This window comes from Paenibacillus sp. FSL R7-0313 (assembly GCF_037969885.1).
Lineage (GTDB): Bacteria > Bacillota > Bacilli > Paenibacillales > Paenibacillaceae > Paenibacillus.
The window spans coordinates 1,020,235-1,036,251 of sequence record NZ_CP150219.1 but is presented as its reverse complement, the minus strand read 5'-3'; the positions used below and the strand labels follow the sequence as shown (position 1 = coordinate 1,036,251).

Genomic DNA, 16,017 nt, shown 5'->3' with positions numbered 1-16,017 from the left:
GCGCGGGTTCAACTTTGCGCAGGGGAGGGCGTTTTGTATTGTTAACTTTTGGACAGAGCTGTGCTATACTGACTACATAGTATTCAGTAGTATATTAATTGATATATTACAATCGTGAAGTATATGGTGATCGGGTTCGGTCATATACTAAAAAAGAGTCTTCACCGCGTCAACGGTAAAGACTCTTAGGACCCGAAAGGCTGTGGATTGCCACGGCGTGCATGAACTAAATAATGCTATTCAAGCGAAACCCACCGTCAGGCGTCCAACCTTATGAGGTGGGTTTTCGCTTGTTACGAAACTTTTTGCGCAACCAACGGTAAAGCTTTCGCCCACTCAGTACAATACTGAGGATCGCAGCAATCCATCGGATTACATCAAGCAACGCCACAAGTTTGACCATCGACGTCACCCCCTTTCGGGAAGCTACGCCGTGGTCTGGAAAACATCCACCGATATTCAAAAGTCCATAACATGAATTATAGCACGTATGTTCCCTTGTCTCTACCATTTATTTCATGTGTTCGTATGGACTCTCCTCTTACGCAGATATCGTGCCTCGGTATGACTCTATCTTAATATTTGTGTATAATATGGAAATAGAGGAAGGGAAAGGTGGATGTGAATGCGTGTGATTCGGACTCAATTGAGTATGTATCCCAGGTGGCTAACTGCAGTTTTTATAGTGTTTGTCATCAATTTTGTATTAGCAGTGACGATATTTCTCAACTTCACGTTGATGGTGGCTGATCTGGCCATGCTTTTTGCTGCATATAGTATTCGGGAATATAAATACAACAAAATATATTTTAGTTTATGCCTTTTCTTAAGTATCAGTTTTGTTATCCTTGCTGTGGTGACGTATCCCATTTAACTTAGAGTACACAATGTTTGGTGATGAACCACCCTTTCCTACATGATCCAATCATGGGTAAAGGTGGTTTTTTTCTTGCGGAATTGTCATCAGGGTTAATCAGATTGTTACGTTAGAACCATCATATTTGGGTAAAACCATAGAAGGAGGTGTTACGATGACAACCAAGAGTACAATGACATGGAAACGGATTGGTGCACTCGCATTATCGTTAACGCTGGCTTGGGGGATGGGACCGGTACATACGCTATCAGGTGCTAACGCTGCATCCTCGCAGGCATGTGGAAAGGGAGATCATGGACTATCTGCTACATTGAAAAAGGGCAGCGGTGTGGAAGAGCAACATCTGCAATTTACTGACATTGATTTTCTTAATGATACAACTGGACGAGCTGGGGGTGAAGGCTTCCTGATCGGTACTTCGAATGCAGGATGTTCGTGGCAGTCCATTTATACCGGACAATGGCAATTCACACAGCTTGATTTTCCGAATAATGTGAACGGATATGCGCTGGCGCGAGTGAAGGATTCACCTGCAACCTATCTGATCCGTACCAAAGATGGGGGATCTCACTGGACGCGGCTCGATACGCCGGGCATTCAATTCAAGCGAATCGATTTTCGCAATAAAGATGTAGGTTTTGGTTACACCTATAATGGTGCATATCAGACGAAGGATGGCGGGGTAACCTGGAGTAAAATGAATACACCTGCCAACACGCGTGCAGCTGCCTTTGCAACAGAGAAACAAGGGTATGCCGTCGTGGTTGTACCTGGATCGGGATATCATCTGAAGCAAACGAGTGATGGCGGCAAAAACTGGACCACCTCTCTTCGAGTTGTCTCAGACACATGGAGCGGAGCAGATCTGTATGCACATGGCCAGCAAGTATGGGCCCTTCTGTATGGTGATGCAGGCATGTCCCAACAATCCTACTCCCTCTATGCGAGCGGTAATCAAGGCAAGAACTGGACCCAAGTATTTGCGCAATCTACAGCAGGGGGAGGTCCTGCACCAGGTACAAATAGTACAGGCAAAGGAAACGGACCAGCCAACCCGGGTGGCCATCCCGGCAACATGGCGTTGATTGGTAATCAGACGGCTTATCTGTCTGCAGGTTCACCCGCAGCTGGCAAAGTGGGTATTGGACGTTCTTATGATACAGGTTCCACGTGGAAAAATATTGACCTGAAAGATCCGGGATACAGTTCCCGTATCTCGTTCCCATCGGCCAAGACGGGTTGGCTCGTAGTCACAAGTGATAACTCTCCTGCGATCTATCAGACTACAGATGGTGGAACGACGTGGACACAAAAAATGTTGTTGCCTTCAGAGCAGGATTAAATAGCCTGTTATTCTGAAATAACAATGGAGCAAATCCAAATTAGAAATGAATAAAAATCAATTTGGTATACCTCTGCATGAATTTCTATAACAAACAGGCCTTTTCCTAATCATTTACACAGGAAGAGGCTTGTTTGTCTAGAAATAAAAACGGTTGAAACCTACTCTAAAACGAGTTATTGTAAGCGATAACAATACATTATATGGAGGTTGAAATCATGGTTGATGTTATTTTAAAGGCGGATTCAGATCAAGGATTAATAAATCGCAATATATATGGTCACTTTTCCGAACACTTGGGACGTTGTATTTATGAGGGGTTGTGGGTAGGAGAAGATTCACCCATTCCGAATACGGATGGGATTCGAAATGATGTATTGACGGCCTTGCAGAAGCTTAATATTCCAGTACTTCGCTGGCCAGGCGGTTGTTTTGCCGATGAATATCACTGGAAAGATGGCGTGGGTCCAAAGAGTGAGCGTGCCCGTATGATCAATACACACTGGGGTGGTGTGGAAGAGAACAATCACTTTGGTACGCATGAATTCATGAGATTATGTGAGTTGCTCGGCACGGAGCCATATATTAGTGGCAACCTGGGTAGCGGTACAGTGCAGGAGATGCAGGAATGGGTGGAGTACATCACGTTTGACGGCGAATCCCCGATGGCGAACTGGCGTAAGAGTAACGGTAGGGAAGAACCGTGGAAAATGAAGTATTTTGGCGTGGGAAATGAGAACTGGGGATGCGGCGGCAATATGCGTCCTGAATATTATGCGGATGAATACCGTCGGTATGCTACATATGTACGTAACTATTCCGGGAACGAGATTTATAAAATCGCTTGTGGACCCAACGAAGGCAACTATGAATGGATGGAAGTCCTGATGCGGGAGGCTGCTCGCTTTATGGATGGAATCAGTCTTCATTATTACACCATCCCTACAGGAGAGTGGAATGATAAAGGCGCAGCTACAGGATTTGGCGAGTCTGAATGGTTCACCACCTTGAATAAGACGCTCCATATGGATGAATTACTGGTGAAGCACTCCGAGATTATGGACAAATATGATCCAGAGGGCAGAGTCGGCATTATTGTGGATGAATGGGGTACGTGGTATAACGTTGAGCCGGGAACCAATCCAGGATTCCTTTATCAACAAAATACGATGCGGGACGCTGTGCTTGCAGGTGTTAACCTGAATATTTTCAACCAACATAATAAACGGGTACACATGGCAAATCTTGCGCAGATCGTCAATGTGCTTCAATCGCTTGTGCTCACGGAAGGTGACAAAATGCTCCTGACCCCTACGTACCATGTATTTGATATGTATCAGGTTCATATGGATGCACAGCGACTGGATTTGAATTATGAAAGCCCTGGGTATACCTTCGGAGAAGAAACCATTCCGCAGCTCAGCTTGTCAGCGTCCCGCAACAAGGATGGGGTCATTCATGTGACAGCTTGTAATCTGAGTCATACCGATGAGTTGGAAGTTGTGTGTCAGCTGGACGCAGCTCAAGCGGCTAAAGTAACCGGGCAGATTCTGCACCATACTGATTTTGGTGCATTCAATACCTTTGAACAGCCGAATCATGTTCAGCCTGCGGCGTGGGAGGGACTCACACTGGAGAATAACACTTTGCGTTTTGTTCTTCCTCCAGCATCGGTTGGGGTCATCGCTGTTGAGGGTTAATGATGAAAAGGCAGGAACCTTGCAAGGGCTGTGATGATCAGTACGATGTGAAGATTAGCGATGCAAAAATGGCCAGACTTGTGGAGATTGCCTCACGCTCGCGTGAGACGGTACAGGATGAGGAATATGAACGTCGGCTATCCATCTGCTCTGCTTGTCCGGGATTGCAATATGGCACAACTTGTCGGCATTGTGGTTGTCTCGTACAGGTGCGAGCGAAGCTGAGTGAGTCGACATGTCCTTTTCCTTATGAATCGCAATGGGCCTGATCGGATGAACGAATCTTATTATAATGAAGCAAAAGGGAGTTGCACTTTACAGGTGCGGCTCTTCTTTTTTGGCTTGATGAGGAAAAAACTCTGAATTTGGATTTGAATTGAGCGAGGGAACTGGATATAGTTATACAGTAGAGTGTAGGATAGCGAGCTATCCGGGAATATGAGCGCGTATAGCGACACAACAATACGGGAAGGGCTGTTCTCACCAGCCGTGCCTGATTTTGCGTCGCCTCGAATATAATGGAGGTTAACATTCATGTCGAACATGCGACCGGTACACATCCGGCTGCACAGCCGTTATGAAGGTGAAGATGTGCTGCAGGAAATGCAGGGTGAAGCCGTGTTAAAAGGGTCCGTTCTTTATGTTCGTTATGAAGAACCGCAGGTTGGACCTGAGGGAGGTACAACCCGTACAACATTGAAGCTGGGCGGACAATCCATCAAGATTATACGTCATGGTGAGGTGGAATCGGAGCAGACTTTTGAATTGAATCGGAAGCTTCCTGGTTTCTACCGATCGCCATACATGTCGTTTGCCCTGTCCACGCATACACAGAAGCTGGAACTTTCCATTCAGGGATTGAGCGCACGCGCAGCGTGGAGCTACGACTTTTACCGCTTTGATGAAGAATCCGGACATTTCGCGATTAGTTTGCATATACAGGAGGAACCAATTTCATGACACGTAATCCACTAGATACGATTAACGAACGGGTAAGCACGGCCATCGGCAACGCCATTGTGGCGGCCGGAATTGTTACGCAGGACGAATTGCCAGCCATCACATTGGAAGTGCCGCGTGAGAAGACACACGGGGACTTGGCGACCAATGCTGCCATGCAGCTGACCAAGATTGCCAAGCGCAATCCGCGTCAGATTGCTGAAGAGATCATTGCCAATCTGAATCTGGCTGAAGCCGGAATCGAGAAGGCTGAGATTGCTGGCCCAGGATTCATTAATTTCAAATTGGACAAGAGTTACCTTTATCCAGTACTTGCGCTTGTGCAGGAGCAGGGTAAAGATTACGGAAGAATTAACATCGGAGAAGGACGCAAAGTCGAGATGGAGTTTGTCAGTGCCAACCCGACAGGCAGCCTGCATCTGGGCCATGCCCGTGGAGCAGCTGTAGGGGATGCACTATGTAACATCCTTGACTACGCAGGATATGATGTAACCCGTGAATACTACATTAATGATGCAGGTAATCAGGTGTTTAATCTGGCTCGTTCCATTGAAGCTCGTTATCTGCAAGAGCTGGGTCAGGATGCTGAGATGCCTGAAGATGGTTATCATGGTGAAGATATTAAAGGATTTGCCAAGCAGCTTGTTGCTGAAAAGGGTGACGAATTGCTGTCCATGCATCCGGGTGACCGTGCGGCTTATTTCCGTGATTTCGGCCTGGAGAAGGAACTGGACAAGATCAAACGTGACTTGAATCGCTTCCGTGTTAACTTTGACATCTGGTTCAGCGAAACTTCCCTGTATGACAATGGAGAAGTGCTGCGAGTACTTGATGAATTGCGTGACCGCAATGAAATCTATGAGCAAGATGGAGCAACTTGGTTGAAAACGATGCAGTACGGTGACGACAAAGAACGTGTATTGATCAAGAACGATGGCACGTATACTTACCTGACACCAGATATTGCTTATCACCGCGACAAATATGCTCGTGGATACGACACGATGATCAACATCTGGGGTGCGGATCACCACGGATATATTCCACGGATGAAAGCCGCAATGCAAGCGCTGGGTAATGACCCCGAGAAACTGGTGGTCTTGATTGCACAGATGGTGAGCTTGTTCCAGAACGGTGAAAAAGTGAAGATGTCCAAGCGTACAGGTAAAGCTGTAACGATGGAAGACCTGATGGATGAAGTCGGCATTGATGCCATCCGTTACTTCTTCACAATGCGCAGCATGGACTCCCATCTGGACTTTGACATGGACCTTGCGATTTCGACATCCAATGAGAATCCTGTATTCTACGTACAATACGCTCATGCACGTGTATGCAGCGTATACCGTCAGGCTGAAGAACAAGGTATTGAACTGCTGCCACTGGCACAGATTGACCTGTCCAAGCTGACAACAGAGCACGAGTATGATCTTCTCCGCAAAATGGGAGAGCTGCCTGAGGAAATCTCGGCAGCAGCAACAGGATATGCGCCTCATCGTATCATCCGTTATGTATACGAGCTGGCATCCCTGTTCCACAGCTACTACCGTGCAGAACGTGTTATTACGGAAGACGCGCAGCAAACTCAAGCACGTCTGGCACTGATCGGTGCTGTGCGTACTGTTATCGCAACGGCGCTTCGTCTGGTAGGCGTAACCGCTCCTGACAAAATGTAAATTCCATGCGAGCGGCACATCGCCGCTCTGCCTAAGGCAAAAAGTCTCCCTGTCCACGTTGATTGCCTTCAACGTGGTACATGGAGACTTTTTTTGTTGTGTACCCTAGCTGAAGAAAAAGAAATGCCTGGTCCAAGGTACACTAGCCTACCTTTACATCACAGCGGGCGTAACCTAGAGCCTCAGCCGCTAGGTATACTCCCTCGTGCGTACTGCCTGGGCCGGGCTACTGGGTTTCGCCACGAGTCTCAATTAAGTTCTGCTGTCCTCTTGCAGAGCTGGCTCACTCCCCGCCCTCCTGCATTAGCTTCAGGGCATCAATCTCACCACCACGCACCTTACTTTTTGCGGTGGTGGTCTTGCGGGCGCGCAGCGGGATCGTAGCACGTTTGACGAGTGTCTTGATTTCACTCGGGGACAACCCCGGATGTTTGGAGAGCAGCAAGGCGATAGCGCCACTCACATGGGACGTCGCCATGGATGTGCCGCTCATCTCGTGGTGCTTGCCTTGTACCCAAGAGGAGACGATCTTATCACCAGGTGCATAGACATCCACATATGCGCCACGATTGCTGAAGGACGCAATACGTCTGTTTTTGTCGGTTGCCCCAACGGATATGGTCTGCGGATACCTTGCCGGATAATCAATACTGCGGCGTTTGCCGTCATTTCCTGACGAAGCAACAATAACGATTCCAGCATGGTATGCACGATTGACAACGTCAAGAAGCGCCTTGCTGCGTGTTTTCATGCCAAAGCTCATATTGATGATATCGACCTTGTTACGTACACACCAGTCGATGCCAAGTACAATGTCGGACACATAAGCCGATCCGTTGTGGTCAAATGCTTTCACCGGATAGATCAGGGAGCGTGGAGCAACACCAATCATGCCTGCGGTGCTGTTGGCTGCGGCAATGGTCCCTGCAATATGGGTACCGTGTCCGTTATCATCATGAGGAAGCAGGCTGCGGTTTAACAGATTGATTCCGCGTGCCAGGGAATAACGAAGATCAGGATGGTGATAATCAGCACCTGTATCAATCACACCGATTTTAATTCGGTGTCCGGTAGACACAGACCATACTTTGGGCGCCCGAATCTGCTTCACTCCCCATGGTATGCCTTGGGCATTACTTGGTTTGTTGTGGAGTGCGGTGGCATGAAGGGAGATGGGGACGTCTGCTTCAATCGTAATCTCATCCGCATAGCGGTATAGGTCCTCCGGGCGTTGGACTGGAGCGATAATGGAACGAGCCAGTCGCGAGGAACGGACAGCCCCAAGGTCGGTGAATTCATTCCGCATTCGGGACAATTCTACGAGACAGGCCTCGTACTGCTGCGGTTTGGCAAATCGGATCAAATATCGCCCTCCAAGTTCTGGTTCAGGGCGTCGCATTCCGTCAATCAATTGATGCAATAAACCAGTATAGTCCATAATGGGCAGCCCCCTTCGGGATGAACATGCTGAGGTATTCTATGAATGCGCTCATCCCGCCGCATGGGGAACTTGCCCTTTTTTTACAAAAACACATTCTCTTCGTGTCAAAACGGGCGCAGGGACATATGATGGATGGAGAGCTAGAGGGCTCTTGCGGGGAACCTGGTGAGGAGTAATCCTCCAAGGGTATACAGTCAGAAGGCGGAGGGGACTCCGTCTTTTTTATTATGGAGTTGTCTCTTTGGCAAAAGAGGATATTCTTGTGGGTTCGATGTCACTTCACGTTGAATATATGGACATATTGTTGCTGCTCTCCGCATTTGCGTCACATCCGTACATAAAAACTTGCTTTTTAACGCTAAATAGGTTTTACTTAGGTTTGTTAATGGATATGTTATACGTAACAGTCCAGTTCGTAGGGGTTAAAAAGTGAATTTTGTGTGAGAGGAAGTGTCTGCAGTGAGTACCTCGCTCAATTTGAAAATTGATAAAGAAAAGGTAAAAGAGATCCCTTTGGTGGACCTTGCCTTTATGGTGCTGAAAGCGGCTAATACGCCGTATTACTATCGTGACTTGATGAATGAGGTAGCGAAGCAGCGCGGAATGACTGATGAAGAAATCAACGAGTTTATCGCCCAGCTATATACCGAGATTAATATCGATGGCCGTTTTGCTTGCGTCGGTACAAGTCTGTGGGGCTTGAAACGCTGGTATCCGGTAGCTGGAACAGAAGATTCCATGACGGGTGCGAAGCGTCCGCGTATCATCAACGATGAAGACGATGATCTGGAAGATGAAGACTTCGGTGAAGAAGAAGACAGCTATAACAGCGATGAAGACTTCGACAGCCCGGATAAAGACGAAGATGAAGACGAAGAAGATGAAGACGAAGACGACATCTTTGACGAAGAAGACAGCGAAGAAGAAGTGCTGGTTGAAGATGACGATCTGGAAGATGAAGACCTCGAAGAAGACGAAGAAGAGTCCGAAAACGAGGATGAATTTGACGACGATTCTGATAATCGGTAGTCATTTTTGACGTCTATAATTTACCCGTTTCCCCGGAATAGTCAGCCTTGACAGCGGACGGGGTAACGGGTAAACTATTGCATGGGCTTATGAATGAGCGACAATATATTTATGTTTTTTATAGAAGGTGCCCCGTCCTACGGGAGTACTTTTTTTTGTATTTTTAGAGGCATAATTTTGCAAAATGATTTCTTTTCCGTATGCTCCCGGCCAACATTTCGTGGCCCGTTTTTGTATATCAAAAACACCAAATGGAATGAAGGCTACCGGAATATTTGCACCATTTTTTGCTGTAGAACAACGTGTATTTAAACCGTCTTCGCAGAAAGAGCAGTTCGCAGATGCAGGGAATTTCTGCCATTGCTCTTTTTAACGATGATTACCTGGGAAACAGGTTACGATAACACCATATATCGCCTGAATTTCTGTACTTATATTAGGAGGGTAATAACAGTGACAAAGTATATTTTCGTGACGGGCGGAGTTGTGTCCTCCCTGGGCAAAGGGATTACGGCTGCTTCTCTGGGCAGATTGCTGAAAAACAGAGGGCTTAAGGTAACAATCCAGAAATTTGATCCATATATTAACATCGACCCGGGAACAATGAGTCCTTATCAGCACGGCGAGGTTTTTGTAACGGATGATGGCGCGGAAACGGATCTGGACCTTGGCCACTATGAACGTTTTATTGATATCAATCTCTCCAAAAACAGCAACGTCACGACTGGTAAAGTATACTCTTCCGTCATCAGCAAAGAGCGGCGCGGGGAATATCTGGGCGGAACGGTACAAGTTATTCCACACATTACGAACGAGATCAAAGAGCGTGTATTCCGCGCTGGACGTGAAGCAGGTTCGGATGTGGTTATTACGGAAATTGGCGGAACAGTGGGCGACATTGAGAGTTTGCCTTTCTTGGAAGCTATCCGTCAGATCAAGAGTGATGTAGGTCGCGACAATGTGATGTACATTCACGTAACACTTATTCCTTATATCAAAGCAGCTGGTGAAGTGAAAACAAAACCAACGCAACATAGTGTTAAGGAATTACGCAGCATTGGTATTCAACCGAATGTGATTGTATGCCGTACGGAGTATGAACTGTCTAAAGACATGAAAGCCAAGATCGCTCTCTTCTGCGACATTGATGAGAATGCCGTGGTTGAATGTCGTGATGCAGACACGTTGTATCAAGTACCTCTGAACCTGCGTGAAGAAGGCTTGGATGAGATCGTGGTAAATCACCTGAAACTGACTACTCCTGCACCGGATATGAGCGAGTGGGAAGGGCTGGTTGACCGGATCAACAAATTGGAGCATACAGTTGAGATCGCTATTGTTGGTAAATATGTAGCGTTGCATGATGCATACCTGAGTGTTGTTGAGTCGTTGTCTCATGCAGGATTTGCATCCAATGCCGATGTGAAAATCCGCTGGGTTCCTTCTGAAGATATTACGGATGAGAATGTAGGCGACCTGTTACATGGTATTGGTGGTATCCTTGTTCCTGGCGGATTCGGAGATCGTGGTATTGAAGGTAAAGTATCGGCAATCCGTTATGCTCGTGAGAAACAAATTCCGTTCTTCGGTATTTGCCTGGGTATGCAGGTTTCCGTTATTGAATATGCACGTTCCATCGTTGGTTTGAATGGTGCGAACAGCTCCGAGATTAATCCGGCTACGGAATTCCCTGTGATCGATCTGTTGCCTGAGCAAAAAGATATCGAGAATCTGGGTGGCACGATGCGTCTGGGGCTGTATCCTTGTAAGCTTCAGGAAGGTTCTTTGGCGATGGCTTGTTATGATGACGAGCTGGTGTATGAGAGACACCGTCACCGGTATGAGTTCAACAATGAATACCGTGAAACGATTGAAAAAGCAGGACTGGTTATCTCGGGTACATCCCCGGATGGACGTCTGGTTGAGATCGTGGAACTTCCAGGACACCCATGGTTCCTGGCGGTACAATTCCATCCGGAATTCACTTCCCGTCCGAACCGTCCGCAACCATTGTTCCGTGAGTTTGTAAAAGCTTCTCTGGAGAATGCACAGAAGTAATACATGGTTTTAGTGTTAACGTAATAGATATTGGGGATGTTCCTGGCAACCATAGCGGCTGCCTGAACATCCCTTTTTTTTTGTGTAAAGAGCAGGTGGAAATGCTTTTTGTCATTTTGTGAAGGTAGCAGGATTTTAATGGAAGAGGTAGAATACTTATCATGACGACTATGGGATAGTTATCCAGATTCGAAGATGTACATGCTTTCCTAATTCTAGGAGGTTACAGAGTGGAAGATAAAAAAGTTTTGATTGTTGATGACCAGAATGGTATCCGAATCCTGTTAATGGAAGTGTTCAGCAGTGAGGGGTATAACACGTTTCAAGCACCCAACGGCAAGGTTGCTCTGGAGATTGTGAATAATGACAAGCCTGACCTGGTATTGCTCGATATGAAGATTCCTGGGATGGACGGTCTGGAAATCCTGAAGCATATTAAAGAAATTGATCCGGGTATCAAGGTGATCATGATGACCGCTTATGGTGAACTGGACATGATTAAGGAAGCCACAGATCTCGGGGCGCTCATGCACTTTACGAAACCGTTTGATATCGACGAGATGCGAGTGGCTGTGAATATGCAACTTCGCAATGGTACTGCCAATAAATGCAGCTGAATCCTGTTGATACAGGATTTTTTTGCGTGTGGAGAACATAGAAGGTACTTGGTGGGAAAATGGGGTATTTCACTCCTTCATCCGGGGAATATTGGAAATGGGGAAGTTATAAAGCGGTGTCTATGAAAACTGTGCTGCAAAGCACAGCATTTTTGCAAATGCTTGTTTAGTATTTGACATGGGATGTGGTATAATAAGCCCGTATGTGATTTCGGCTAAAAACCATAGACACAACCCAAACCCCTAGGAGGATTGAAACCATGCCATTAGTATCTATGACAGACATGTTGAACAAAGCACTTGAAGGAAAATATGCAGTTGGTCAATACAACATCAATAACCTTGAGTGGACTCAAGCGATTCTTGGTGCTGCTGAAGAAGAGAAATCCCCAGTAATCCTGGGTGTATCCGAAGGCGCAGCACGTCACATCGGTGGCTTCTACACTGTAGTTAAAATGGTAGAAGGACTTATCCACGACATGAAAATTACCGTTCCAGTTGCAATCCACCTGGACCACGGTTCAAGCTTCGACAAGTGTAAAGAAGCGATCGATGCTGGATTCACATCCGTTATGATCGACGGTTCCCACCACTCTATCGATGAGAACATCGAAATGACTAAAAAAGTTGTTGAATATGCACACGCTAAAGGCGTTTCTGTAGAAGCTGAAGTAGGTACTGTAGGCGGACAAGAAGACGACGTTATCGGCGGTATCATGTACGCTGACCTGAACGAGTGTATCCGTATCGTTAAAGAAACAGGTATCGACACATTGGCACCAGCTCTTGGTTCCGTACACGGTCCTTACCATGGCGAGCCTAACCTGGGCTTCAAAGAAATGGAAGAAGTTCGTGACGCGGTACAAGTTCCACTCGTATTGCACGGTGGTACAGGTATTCCTAAACACGACATCGACAAAGCCATTTCCCTGGGTACGTCCAAAATCAACGTAAACACAGAGAACCAAATTGCTTTTGCAAAAGTGGTTCGTGAAGTGCTTGCAGCTAAACCAGATGCTTACGATCCACGTACATTCATCGTACCAGGCCGTGAAGCAATCAAAGAAACCGTTAAAGGTAAAATCCGCGAGTTTGGTTCTAACAACAAAGCGTAATTTAACTTTACCAGTTCCATACTGTGAAATGGAAAAACACCGCCTAGCCGGTGTCTTTCCATTTTCACACCTTATTTCTACATCGGAAGCCAACAGCACGTATTGCCGTTCATCGGCTGCAAAACACGTAGGGGGACATTAAGCTTTATGGAAAAATTGATGATTAGTGGCGGACGTCCGTTACAGGGAACTGTAACTATAAGCGGCGCCAAGAACAGCGCCATTGCGCTTATTCCTGCAGCATTGCTTGCCGAGTCAGAAGTCGTGTTGGACAACCTGCCGCTTTTGAGTGACGTGGCGGTTTATGCAGAAATTTTGGAGGAACTCGGAGCACGTGTGACTTGGGAAGGCAGTCAGATGAAGATTGACCCTTCTGACATCAAATCCATTCCTATGCCGAATGGTCCCGTGAAGAAGCTTCGCGCTTCGTATTATATGATGGGTGCATTGCTAGGGCGTTTCAAAGAAGCGACCATAGGTTTACCAGGGGGCTGTAATTTTGAGCCTCGTCCAATTGATCAACATATCAAAGGGTTTGAAGCGCTTGGCGCAACCGTAACAAACGAACATGGCTCCATTCATTTGCATGCCAAAGAGCTGCGCGGAGCAAAAATCTATCTTGATGTAAGCAGTGTCGGCGCAACCATTAATATCATGCTGGCGGCTACTCGTGCCAAAGGCTCTACAATTATCGAAAACGCGGCTAAAGAGCCTGAGATTATAGATGTAGCAACACTTCTGAATTCCATGGGTGCCAGCATTAAGGGTGCAGGTACCGAAACGATCCGTATTGAAGGGGTCTCGGAGCTTAAAGGCTGCCGTCATTCCATTATTCCGGACCGTATCCAAGCAGGTACGTATATGATCGCTGCAGCGGCGACGCGCGGAGATGTTCTGATTGACAATGTGATTCCCAAACATCTGGAAGCTTTAACGGCAAAGCTGCTGGAGATGGGTGTTGGCATTGAAGAGTTAGATGAAAGTATACGTGTCATTGGTAAACCAAGTTATAACCACGTTGACGTGAAGGCACTTGTATATCCTGGTTTCCCAACGGATCTACAGTCACCCATGACCAGTGTTTTAACACAGGCAACCGGTGTGAGTGTCCTGAGCGACTTTGTATACAGTAATCGGTTCAAGCATGTGCCTGAGTTGGTGCGGATGGGCGCAAAGATTCGAGTAGAAGGACGGTCAGCGATTATTGAAGGCAGTGCATTAAACGCAGCCAAAGTAAAAGCATCCGATCTTCGCGCTGGAGCAGCGCTGGTGATTGCAGGTCTCACCGTCAGTGAAGGTGTGACTGAAGTAACTGGAGTCGAATATATCGACCGTGGTTATGATCACTTGGTGACTAATCTGCGCCTGCTCGGTGCAGATGTATGGCGGGAAACTGATTAATAGGAAGCATTATGCATGATTCAGTCATATACATGTTTATTTTAACTGAACTGCATATCTTTTCGATGATTAGGTAAACCTGTTTTAATAGAGTTCTCAGTCTCTCCGGCATAAGACGAAATGTTACTGTTTCCTTTACCGGAGGGTCTTTTTTTGAATTAAACTTCATATGGCTGTAAGAACATCATTTCTCATCCCCAACCCCCGGTTTTGTTTGAACTGCGCTCCATAGCCGGTCTATCCGGATTGATCGCCTCATTGCATCGTTCACTCAATAGCGGATCTTGCCGAATGTTGGCCATCCCACCCGGAAACTTACACTCAAAGACAAGTATTTGCATTATAACGGTTACATTCCGTACAATGGACAGGAGAGATTGTGGCAGATGCTGCGCTCTATAGCCGGAACATCTAGCGAAACTATCCATTTCACACGGACTTATTAATTGAATAGGTGGTTATTATATGGATCTACAAATTTCCGATTTGGAAGAAATGAAACTAACGGACCTTTACAAACTGGCCAAAAAATATCAGATACCTTACTATGGTACGTTAAAAAAGAAAGAATTAATCTTTGCTATACTACGTGCACAAGCTGAACAAAGCGGCCTGATGTTCATGCAAGGTGTACTCGAGATTTTACCTGAAGGTTACGGATTCTTAAGACCAATTAACTACTTGCCAAGTACGGAAGACATTTATATCTCAGCTTCTCAGATTCGCAAGTTTGACCTAAGAACAGGTGACCTCGTATCAGGTAAGTGTAGAACGCCTAAGGAAAACGAGAGATACTTCGGTTTGTTGCAAGTAAACGCTGTAAATGGTGAGAATCCATCGGCGGCTGCAGAGCGACTTCACTTCCCGGCACTAACCCCACTGTATCCGCAGAAAAAACTGGTTCTCGAAACATCCCCCAACCATTTGTCCACACGAATTATGGATGTGCTCGCCCCGGTAGGATTGGGACAGCGCGGATTGATCGTAGCACCTCCCAAAGCGGGTAAAACGCTTCTCCTCAAAGAAATTGCCAACAGCATCTCAACTAACAATCCTGAAATTGAACTGTTTGTCCTGTTGATTGATGAACGTCCAGAGGAAGTAACGGATATGTCGCGTTCGGTAAAAGGGGAAGTTGTGGCTTCAACATTTGATGAACTGCCTGAGAATCATATCAAGGTGGCAGAATTGGTACTTGAACGTGCGCTTCGTTTGGTTGAGGCTAAAAAGGATGTCGTTATCCTGCTGGATAGCATTACGCGTCTTGCCCGTGCATATAACCTGGTTATTCCACCATCCGGTCGTACACTTAGTGGTGGTATTGATCCAGCTGCGTTCCATCGTCCGAAACGTTTCTTCGGTTCTGCCCGGAATGTGGAAGAAGGCGGAAGCTTGACGATTCTGGCAACTGCATTAATTGATACCGGTTCACGTATGGATGACGTCATTTATGAAGAGTTTAAGGGTACGGGTAATATGGAACTGCATCTGGACCGTCGTCTGGCTGAACGTCGTATATTCCCGGCAATCGACATTCGTCGTTCCGGTACCCGTCGTGAAGAAGTGTTGCTCAGCAAGGAAGAGTTGGATACAATCTGGGCAATTCGTAAAAACATGAATGATTCCCATGACTTTGTCGAAGGATTCCTGAAAAAACTTCGTAACAGCAAGACAAATGCAGAGTTTTTGGCGGCATTTGATTCGGCTGGTAATAGCCCGACAAGCAATTCCGGTACAACAACAACCCGTCGTTCACCTAGACAGACAGCTACGTCAGGTACATCGACGTAAGCGTCATTTA

At 46.5% G+C, this 16,017-nt stretch carries 13 protein-coding genes; 11 read left to right on the top strand and 2 right to left on the bottom strand.

The window, feature by feature from the left end:
* Window positions 1–271 precede the first annotated feature (271 nt).
* Window positions 272–403, bottom strand: coding sequence for a hypothetical protein (locus NSQ38_RS04590; protein ID WP_260986711.1), 132 nt, complete (start codon window positions 401–403; stop codon window positions 272–274).
* 628 nt (window positions 404–1,031) lie between these two features.
* Here NSQ38_RS04590 and NSQ38_RS04585 point away from each other — a divergent pair.
* From NSQ38_RS04585 to argS, 5 genes are all read left to right on the top strand, one after another.
* Window positions 1,032–2,219 (top strand): hypothetical protein, encoded by a 1,188-nt coding sequence (locus NSQ38_RS04585; RefSeq protein ID WP_338589827.1) that lies wholly within the window; start codon window positions 1,032–1,034, stop codon window positions 2,217–2,219.
* 218 nt (window positions 2,220–2,437) lie between these two features.
* Window positions 2,438–3,919, top strand: a complete 1,482-nt coding sequence (locus NSQ38_RS04580) for an alpha-N-arabinofuranosidase (protein ID WP_339787417.1) — start codon at window positions 2,438–2,440, stop codon at window positions 3,917–3,919.
* Complete coding sequence (locus tag NSQ38_RS04575; RefSeq protein ID WP_338589831.1) at window positions 3,919–4,188, top strand: DUF6171 family protein; 270 nt, start codon at window positions 3,919–3,921, stop codon at window positions 4,186–4,188. The genes NSQ38_RS04580 and NSQ38_RS04575 overlap by 1 nt, the downstream gene beginning before the upstream one ends.
* Before the next feature lie 265 nt (window positions 4,189–4,453).
* Entirely contained in the window at window positions 4,454–4,879 is a 426-nt protein-coding gene (locus NSQ38_RS04570; protein ID WP_017691299.1) for a DUF1934 domain-containing protein, read from the top strand.
* The gene (gene argS / locus NSQ38_RS04565) at window positions 4,876–6,555 is read left to right on the top strand and encodes an arginine--tRNA ligase (protein WP_091020191.1); all 1,680 of its coding nucleotides are present in this window, start codon (window positions 4,876–4,878) and stop codon (window positions 6,553–6,555) included. The genes NSQ38_RS04570 and argS overlap by 4 nt, the downstream gene beginning before the upstream one ends.
* Window positions 6,556–6,838: 283 nt before the next feature.
* Here the strand turns inward: argS and NSQ38_RS04560 are convergent, their stop codons facing one another.
* A complete protein-coding gene (locus tag NSQ38_RS04560) occupies window positions 6,839–7,993 on the bottom strand; it encodes a S8 family peptidase (RefSeq protein ID WP_339787415.1) in 1,155 nt (384 codons plus the stop codon).
* A 462-nt stretch (window positions 7,994–8,455) separates the two neighbouring features.
* Between NSQ38_RS04560 and rpoE the strand changes: the two genes are divergently transcribed.
* The 6 genes from rpoE to rho all read left to right on the top strand — a co-directional run bounded on the left by rpoE (window position 8,456) and on the right by rho (window position 16,007).
* Entirely contained in the window at window positions 8,456–9,025 is a 570-nt protein-coding gene (gene rpoE / locus NSQ38_RS04555; RefSeq protein ID WP_091039194.1) for a DNA-directed RNA polymerase subunit delta, read from the top strand.
* 453 nt (window positions 9,026–9,478) lie between these two features.
* A complete protein-coding gene (locus NSQ38_RS04550; protein WP_076217010.1) occupies window positions 9,479–11,083 on the top strand; it encodes a CTP synthase in 1,605 nt (534 codons plus the stop codon).
* A gap of 230 nt (window positions 11,084–11,313) precedes the next feature.
* Window positions 11,314–11,700, top strand: a complete 387-nt coding sequence (locus tag NSQ38_RS04545) for a response regulator (RefSeq protein WP_017691292.1) — start codon at window positions 11,314–11,316, stop codon at window positions 11,698–11,700.
* A 260-nt stretch (window positions 11,701–11,960) separates the two neighbouring features.
* Window positions 11,961–12,815: a class II fructose-1,6-bisphosphate aldolase gene (gene fba / locus NSQ38_RS04540; RefSeq protein WP_307540789.1), complete on the top strand. Its 855-nt coding sequence runs from the start codon at window positions 11,961–11,963 to the stop codon at window positions 12,813–12,815.
* A 147-nt stretch (window positions 12,816–12,962) separates the two neighbouring features.
* Entirely contained in the window at window positions 12,963–14,216 is a 1,254-nt protein-coding gene (locus NSQ38_RS04535; protein ID WP_017691290.1) for a UDP-N-acetylglucosamine 1-carboxyvinyltransferase, read from the top strand.
* A gap of 465 nt (window positions 14,217–14,681) precedes the next feature.
* Window positions 14,682–16,007, top strand: a complete 1,326-nt coding sequence (rho, locus tag NSQ38_RS04530; protein WP_036607258.1) for a transcription termination factor Rho — start codon at window positions 14,682–14,684, stop codon at window positions 16,005–16,007.
* Window positions 16,008–16,017 lie beyond the last annotated feature (10 nt).

Coding starts and splice junctions, on each gene's coding strand:
- NSQ38_RS04580 (WP_339787417.1), top strand. CDS start 2,438: ATGGTTGATGTTATTTTAAAGGCGGATTCAGATCAAGGATTAATAAAT.
- argS (WP_091020191.1), top strand. CDS start 4,876: ATGACACGTAATCCACTAGATACGATTAACGAACGGGTAAGCACGGCC.
- fba (WP_307540789.1), top strand. CDS start 11,961: ATGCCATTAGTATCTATGACAGACATGTTGAACAAAGCACTTGAAGGA.
- NSQ38_RS04535 (WP_017691290.1), top strand. CDS start 12,963: ATGGAAAAATTGATGATTAGTGGCGGACGTCCGTTACAGGGAACTGTA.
- rho (WP_036607258.1), top strand. CDS start 14,682: ATGGATCTACAAATTTCCGATTTGGAAGAAATGAAACTAACGGACCTT.
- NSQ38_RS04560 (WP_339787415.1), bottom strand. CDS start 7,993: ATGGACTATACTGGTTTATTGCATCAATTGATTGACGGAATGCGACGC.
- NSQ38_RS04575 (WP_338589831.1), top strand. CDS start 3,919: ATGATGAAAAGGCAGGAACCTTGCAAGGGCTGTGATGATCAGTACGAT.
- NSQ38_RS04570 (WP_017691299.1), top strand. CDS start 4,454: ATGTCGAACATGCGACCGGTACACATCCGGCTGCACAGCCGTTATGAA.
- NSQ38_RS04585 (WP_338589827.1), top strand. CDS start 1,032: ATGACAACCAAGAGTACAATGACATGGAAACGGATTGGTGCACTCGCA.
- NSQ38_RS04590 (WP_260986711.1), bottom strand. CDS start 403: ATGGTCAAACTTGTGGCGTTGCTTGATGTAATCCGATGGATTGCTGCG.